Annotated in this window: 4 protein-coding genes; all 4 read right to left on the reverse strand. The window is 72.5% G+C overall.

Annotation, left to right across the window (positions count from 1 at the left end):
• A partial coding sequence (locus Q4A20_RS14565) for an ABC transporter ATP-binding protein (RefSeq protein WP_303124079.1) occupies window positions 1-1,893 on the reverse strand: 1,893 nt, incomplete at its 3' end.
• Window positions 1,893-3,632: an ABC transporter substrate-binding protein gene (locus Q4A20_RS14570; RefSeq protein WP_303124081.1), complete on the reverse strand. Its 1,740-nt coding sequence runs from the start codon at window positions 3,630-3,632 to the stop codon at window positions 1,893-1,895. The genes Q4A20_RS14565 and Q4A20_RS14570, both read right to left, overlap by 1 nt.
• 46 nt (window positions 3,633-3,678) lie before the next feature.
• Entirely contained in the window at window positions 3,679-4,665 is a 987-nt protein-coding gene (locus Q4A20_RS14575) for an ABC transporter permease (protein ID WP_303124082.1), read from the reverse strand.
• Entirely contained in the window at window positions 4,662-5,681 is a 1,020-nt protein-coding gene (locus tag Q4A20_RS14580) for an ABC transporter permease (RefSeq protein WP_303124084.1), read from the reverse strand. Before Q4A20_RS14580 ends, Q4A20_RS14575 begins: the two co-directional genes overlap by 4 nt.
• Between the last annotated feature and the right edge of the window lie 329 nt (window positions 5,682-6,010).

The raw sequence follows: 6,010 nt of genomic DNA on the forward strand, positions 1-6,010 counted from the left end.
GCGGCGGCGGGCGGTGCGGCGGCGGGCCTGGGCGTCGGGGTCGGGAACCGGCACGGCCGCAACCAGGCGGCGCGTGTATTCCTCACGCGGCTGCGTCAGCACCTGCCGGGTCGGGCCCGACTCCACCACCCGCCCGTTAGCGAGCACCACGGTCCGGGCAGCCACGGCGTCAATCACGGCCAGGTCGTGGGAGACGAACAGGCAGGCGAAGCCCAGCTCGGACTGCAGCTCGCGCAGCAGGTCCAGCACCACCGCCTGCACCGACACGTCCAGGGCGCTGGTCGGCTCGTCGGCGATCACCAGGCGCGGGTCCAGAGCCAGGGCGCGGGCGATGGCGACGCGCTGACGCTGCCCGCCGCTCATCTCATGCGGGTAGCGCTCGGCCATGCCCGCCGGCAGGCGCACCGCGTCCAGCATCTCGCGCACCCGCGCCCGCCGCACGGCGGAGCCGTAGCCGCCGTGCACGAGCATCGGCTCGGCGATGGCCGAGCCCGCCGTACGGCGCGGGTTCAGGGAGGAGGCCGGATTCTGGTAGACGACGCCGGTGGCCCGCCGCGCGGGCAGCAGGGCGCGGCGCCCCGCCCCGGCGACCTCCACCCCGCATACACGCACCGACCCGGCCGCAATGGGCACCAGCCCGGTCAGGGTGCCGGCGATCGTCGACTTCCCGGAGCCGGACTCACCCACCAGTCCGAGCACCTCCCCGGCGTCGATGCGCAACGACACATCGTGCACCGCATGCACCCGACGGCGGCGGTTGCGGTAGACGACGTCGAGGCCAGTGATCTCGACGACGGGAGCAGGCTGCGAGCCGCGATCGACGGCGCCCGCAATGGGCTCCACACCGGCGGCCCCGCCTCGGGGCGCCGCCGGGCCCGGCCCCTGCTCCTGCGGCGCCTGATCCGCCTCGCTCTCCTCTGCGTCCCCGCCGCGCAGCGACTCCAGCCGGGGCACGGCCGCCAGCAGGGCGCGGGTGTAGGGGTGGCGCGGTTGGGCGAACAGTTCCCGCGTGCGGCCCCGTTCCACGATGCGGCCGCGCCGCATGACGGCGACGTCGTCGGCCACGTCCGCAACCACCCCCATGTCGTGAGTGATCAACAGGACGGCGACGCCCGACTCGGTCAGCGAGCGCAGCAGGTCCAGGATGCCGGCCTGCACGGTGACGTCCAGGGCGGTGGTGGGCTCGTCGGCGATCAGGACCGGCGGGTCGGCGGCCATCGCCAGGGCGATGCAGACGCGCTGCAGTTGCCCGCCGGAGAGCTGATGCGGGTAGGAGCGGGCGATGCGCTCGGCCTGCTCCCCCTCCCCCAGGCCCACGCGCCGAAGCAGTTCCAGCACGCGGTCACGCACCCGGACGCGGCGCGGGCGGCCCGGCGCGTGGATGCGCACCGCCTCACCGATCTGGGAGGCCACGGTCTCCAGCGGGTCCAGGGCGGTGGTCGGCTCCTGGAAGACGGTGCCGACCAGGCGACCGCGCACGTCGTCGAGCACCTCCCGGGAGGCTCCGACCAGCTGCACGCCCGCCGGGGTGCCGGTTTCGCGAGCCGCCTCGCCCGCGCCCGCGCCCCCGGCGGCGGGGCGGTGGGTGGCGTCACCGGCGTCCAGGCGGGAGGCGGCGCCGGCGTCGGGGCGGGAGTTGGCCTCAGCGGCGCCCGGGCGGTTGGCGACGTCGGTCACGACGGCGGAGCCGGTCACCACCGCGGTGGGCGGGAGCAGGCCGAGCGCACCCATGGCGGTGACGGACTTGCCGGAGCCGGACTCGCCGACCAGGGCGAGCACGCGGCCCGGCACCAGGTCCAGGTCGATCTCTGCGCTGGCGTGCTCGACGGTGCCGGCGAAGGACACCCCGAAGCCGCGCAACGACAGTGCGGGCTCCGGCTCCCGGTCGCGCACTACTGGCTCACCCCCAGCAGCAGGTAGTTGGGGTAGGCGGGGAAGGGCGCCACGAAGAAGCCGGTCACCTTCGAGCCGTGCAGGAAGGAGTTGCGGCGGTTGACCAGCGGCACCCCGGGAACGTCCTCGGCGATGCGGCGGTCCAGGGCCGCCCACTTGGCTGCGGCCGCCTCAGCATCGGTCTCCTGCAGCGCCTCGGTGATCAGCCGGTCGACCTCCGGCTCGGAGTAGCGGGAGATGTTGTGCCCGCCCTGGCCGATCTCGGAGGAGGCGTACAGGGGCTGAATGTTGGCGTTGGCCGACGGGTAGTCGGGGTTCCAGGACACCACCGTGAGGTCGTAGGTGGAGCCGTCGCCCTGGGTGGCGCGCTCGGTGTAGGCGTCGGTGGTCTGCGGGTCGATGGTGACCTTCAGCCCCAGCTCGGTCAGCGACTGTTGCACGGCCTGGGAGATCGCCAGGCGCGCCTCATTGTTCTGGGACAGCAGGATGAGCTCCGGCACCTGTTTCCCCTCCAGCAGCGCCTTGGCCTTGTCCATGTCCGTGGGGTAGAGGTCGTAGGCCTCCTGGCCGGGGATGCCCGGGGTGATGTAGGTGGTGGCGATGCCGGCACCGAGTTCCCCGCCCAGGGTGCGCTGCACGGCGGTCTTGTCGACGGCGTAGGCGATCGCCTGGCGCACCTCGGGGTCGGTGATGCGCTCGGTGTTGATCGCCAGGTACAGCAGCGGGCCGGGGTCGGAGGTGGCCACCCGGGCGGAGGCCGCCTCGTCCGCACTGACCTGGGCCAGCTTGGAGGCGGTCAGCAGCTGGGCGGAGAAGGCGTACTGGTCGTCGCCGGAGTCGGCGATCAGGCGCTGGCTGACGGTGTCCTCGTCCTGCCCCAGGGAGAAGATGATCTTCTCCGGCAGGGCGGTGCGCACCTCGTCGGTGGCGGCCGACCAGTTCTCGTTGCGGGCCAGGGCCACGGAGCTGCCCTGACGGTAGTCGTCCACCCGGTAGGGGCCGGAGGCGACCGGCGCCTGAGCGTAGGTGGCGGGGTCGTCACTGTCCTCGGGAACGGGCGCGAAGGCGGGCAGGGACACGATCCACGGCCAGTCACCGTAGGCGTGGTCCAGGTGGAAGACGATGGTGGACTCGTCCGGCACCTCGATGGCGTCCAGGTGCGCCCCGTCGTAGGGGCCGGTGTAGCCCCCCGCCCCCGCCAGGAGGGTCTTGTGGTAGCCGAGCCCGCCGGACAGGGCGGGGGCGAAGGAGCGCTCCACGCCGTACTTGATGTGGGAGGCGGTGATCGGGGTGCCGTCCTCAAGGGTGATGCCCTCCTTGAGGGTGTAGGTCCACGTCAGGCCGTCCTCCGAGACGGTGCCCGTGTCGGTGGCCAGGTCGGGGACGACGGCGGGGGCGCCGTCGGCGGTGATGTCCCAGGTGGTCAGGCGCCGGTGCACCAGCGCCAGGGAGGTGATGGCCAGGGACTGGCTCTTGGCGGGATCCCAGTTGATGTCGGTGTCGGTGCTGAGCACGTACAGGGTGCCGCCGGCCGTACCCGTGGCGGCCGCGGCACTCTGCGCACCTGCGGAGCTGCGGGAGTTGGCGCCGCAGGCGGCCAGCGCCAGGGCCAGGCCGGAAATACCGGCGCCGGCCAACAGGCCGCGGCGGGAGAGGGTGCGGCCTCCCGGTGAGGCGGGCCGGTGCTCGGGGCGCCGCGCGGAGGCGGGCTGCGACGTCGTCGGGCGGGTGGAGGACATGGGTGTTCCTTTCGGGTGGATGAGGGCAGAAGTGGATTCGGGCGGGTCAGACCCGCGGGTCGATGACGGCGGCGAAGGCGTCCACCAGGAGGTTCGCCACGATCACGAAGGCCGCGGCGACCAGCGTGACGCCGGTGATAACCGGCAGGTCGGTGGAGCCGACGGCGTCCATGAGCAGGGCGCCGAGCCCGGGCATGGAGAAGACGCGCTCGGTTATGACGGCGCCACCGAGCATGCCGCCCAGATCGAGGGCGAAGTAGGTCAGCACCGGCAGAGACACGTTGTGCATGACGTGCCGGCCGATCACCCGGCGCTCGGGCAGACCGACGGCGCGGGCGGTGCGCACGTAGTCCTCACCCAGGTTCTCCAGCATCTCCCCGCGCACCATGCGGGCGTAGACGGCGGCGGAGATCAGGGCCAGCACGCACCAGGGCAGGATCAGGTGCCAGGCCCAGTCGACGGGGCTGTCGCTCAGCGGCACGTAGCCGGAGACGGGCACCATGTCCAGGGTGAAGCCGAACAGGAGGATGCCGAGCAGACCCAGCAGGTACGACGGCGTCGACACGCCCACGACCGTGCCGGTCATGATCGCCCGGTCCAGGCGGCTGCCGCGGCGCAGCGCGGAGACGGCGCCCGCGCCCACGCCGATCACCAGCCACAGGACGGCGGCGCCGATGGCGATGGAGGCGGTCACCGGCAACCGGGAGGCGATCAGCTCCGTGACCGGCGTCGACAGGCGGAAGGAGTAGCCCAGGCAGGGGGCGGCGCAGGTGATGGCGGAGGCGCCCGAGCCGAAGGTGCGGCCGGTGAAGATCCCGGCCAGGTAGTTCCAGAACTGGGTGTACCAGGGCTGGTCGTAGCCCATGAAGCCGCGGGCGCGCTCCAGGTTCTCCGGCGTGCAGGGCTTGCCGCAGGCCATGGTGGCGGGGTCTGAGGGCCACAGGGAGAAGACCGCGAAGGTCACGAAGGCGATGAGCACCAATACCAGCAGGGTCTGGGCGGTGCGGGAGGCGAGGAAGCGCAGGCGGTTCATCGGGTCGCTCCCGTCCTGGGGTCAAGGGCGTCGCGCAGGGCGTCGCCGAACAGGTTGAAGGCGAGGGTCACCGTCAGCAGGGCGGCGCCGGGAAACATCAGGTACCAGGGGTCGGTGCTCACCCAGGTGACGGCGCTGCCGATGGCCCGCCCCCAGGAGGGGGTGGGCGGGGCCACGCCGACGCCGAGGAATGACAGTGCCGCCTCGGAGGTGATCTTGCCGGGGATGGACAGGGTGGTGAACACGATGATGGTGGCCACCAGGCCGGGGAGGATCTGGGTGGTGATCACATGCCATTGGGAGGCGCCCATCGCCCGGGAGGCGCCCACGTAGGTGCGCGTGCGCAGAGACAGGGTGCGGGCGCGCAGCACCCGGGCGGTGGAGGGCCAGCCGAGGATACCGATGATGGCGATCATCACCGGCACGCGCGGGGCGGTGGCGGGCACGATCGCGGAGACGGCGATCATGAACACCAGGTGGGGGAAACCGAGGGTGATGTCGGTCAGGCGGGACACCAGGGCGTCCCACCAGCCGCCGAAGTATCCGGCGGACACTCCCAGGGCGATGGCGATGATCATGGACACCGCGGTGGCGCCCATGCCGATGGCGAAGGAGGTGCGGGTGCCCTCGACGACGATGGCCAGCAGGTCGCGCCCGGTCTGGGGCTCCACGCCGAAGGGGTGGGTGGCGCTGACGCCGCCGAAGCGGCCGAGCGGCAGCCCGGCCGGGTCGAGGGCGTCGAGGTCGTAGGTGTAGGGGTCCACGCCGAGAGCGCGCGTGATCAGCGGGGCGAACAGGGCCACCAGGGTGGTCAGGGCGACGATGCCGGCGCCGACCAGGGCCGCCCGGTCCGAGCGCAGCCGACGCAGGCGGGTGCGCACGGCGGGCGCAGGTTGGACGACGTCCGCGGACGGCGTGTCGGCAGGCGCTTCAGCCGGCGGGTCGGCCGGGAGAACGGTCGATTCCGCGGCGGCGGGTGAGGCGGAGTCGGGGGTATCCGGGGTGGACGTGTGCACTAAGGCACCTCACATGGGCTCGGGAGCGCGGCGCGCTCGGGTGGTCGGCGAACGGATATGCGGCTGTCGTCAGCGACAGCAACAACACATTCGTTCGGCCAGCATGTGGGTGGTTCCTCCGGGGTGCAGATTCTGGTTGGCGGTCGGCGCGCTCACGGGAGCCGGTTGTCGACCGCTGACGCCGGGCGGCGTCGAGCCGAGACGGTAGCAGTGGTCGGAACACTCCGACGAGTCGCCACGGCATTGTGAGACCAGCCTCTCACCCGCTCCATCCGCCCGCCCCTCTCACCGAGATCGGTAGAACTTACGTGCCGAGGTCGGTAGAACTT

It is taken from the genome of Actinomyces sp. (assembly GCF_030530635.1).
Lineage (GTDB): Bacteria > Actinomycetota > Actinomycetes > Actinomycetales > Actinomycetaceae > Actinomyces.

Bases quoted from the DNA above. Each gene is read 5' to 3' on its own strand.
- Q4A20_RS14570 (WP_303124081.1), bottom strand. From the start codon at position 3,632: ATGTCCTCCACCCGCCCGACGACGTCGCAGCCCGCCTCCGCGCGGCGC.
- Q4A20_RS14575 (WP_303124082.1), bottom strand. From the start codon at position 4,665: ATGAACCGCCTGCGCTTCCTCGCCTCCCGCACCGCCCAGACCCTGCTG.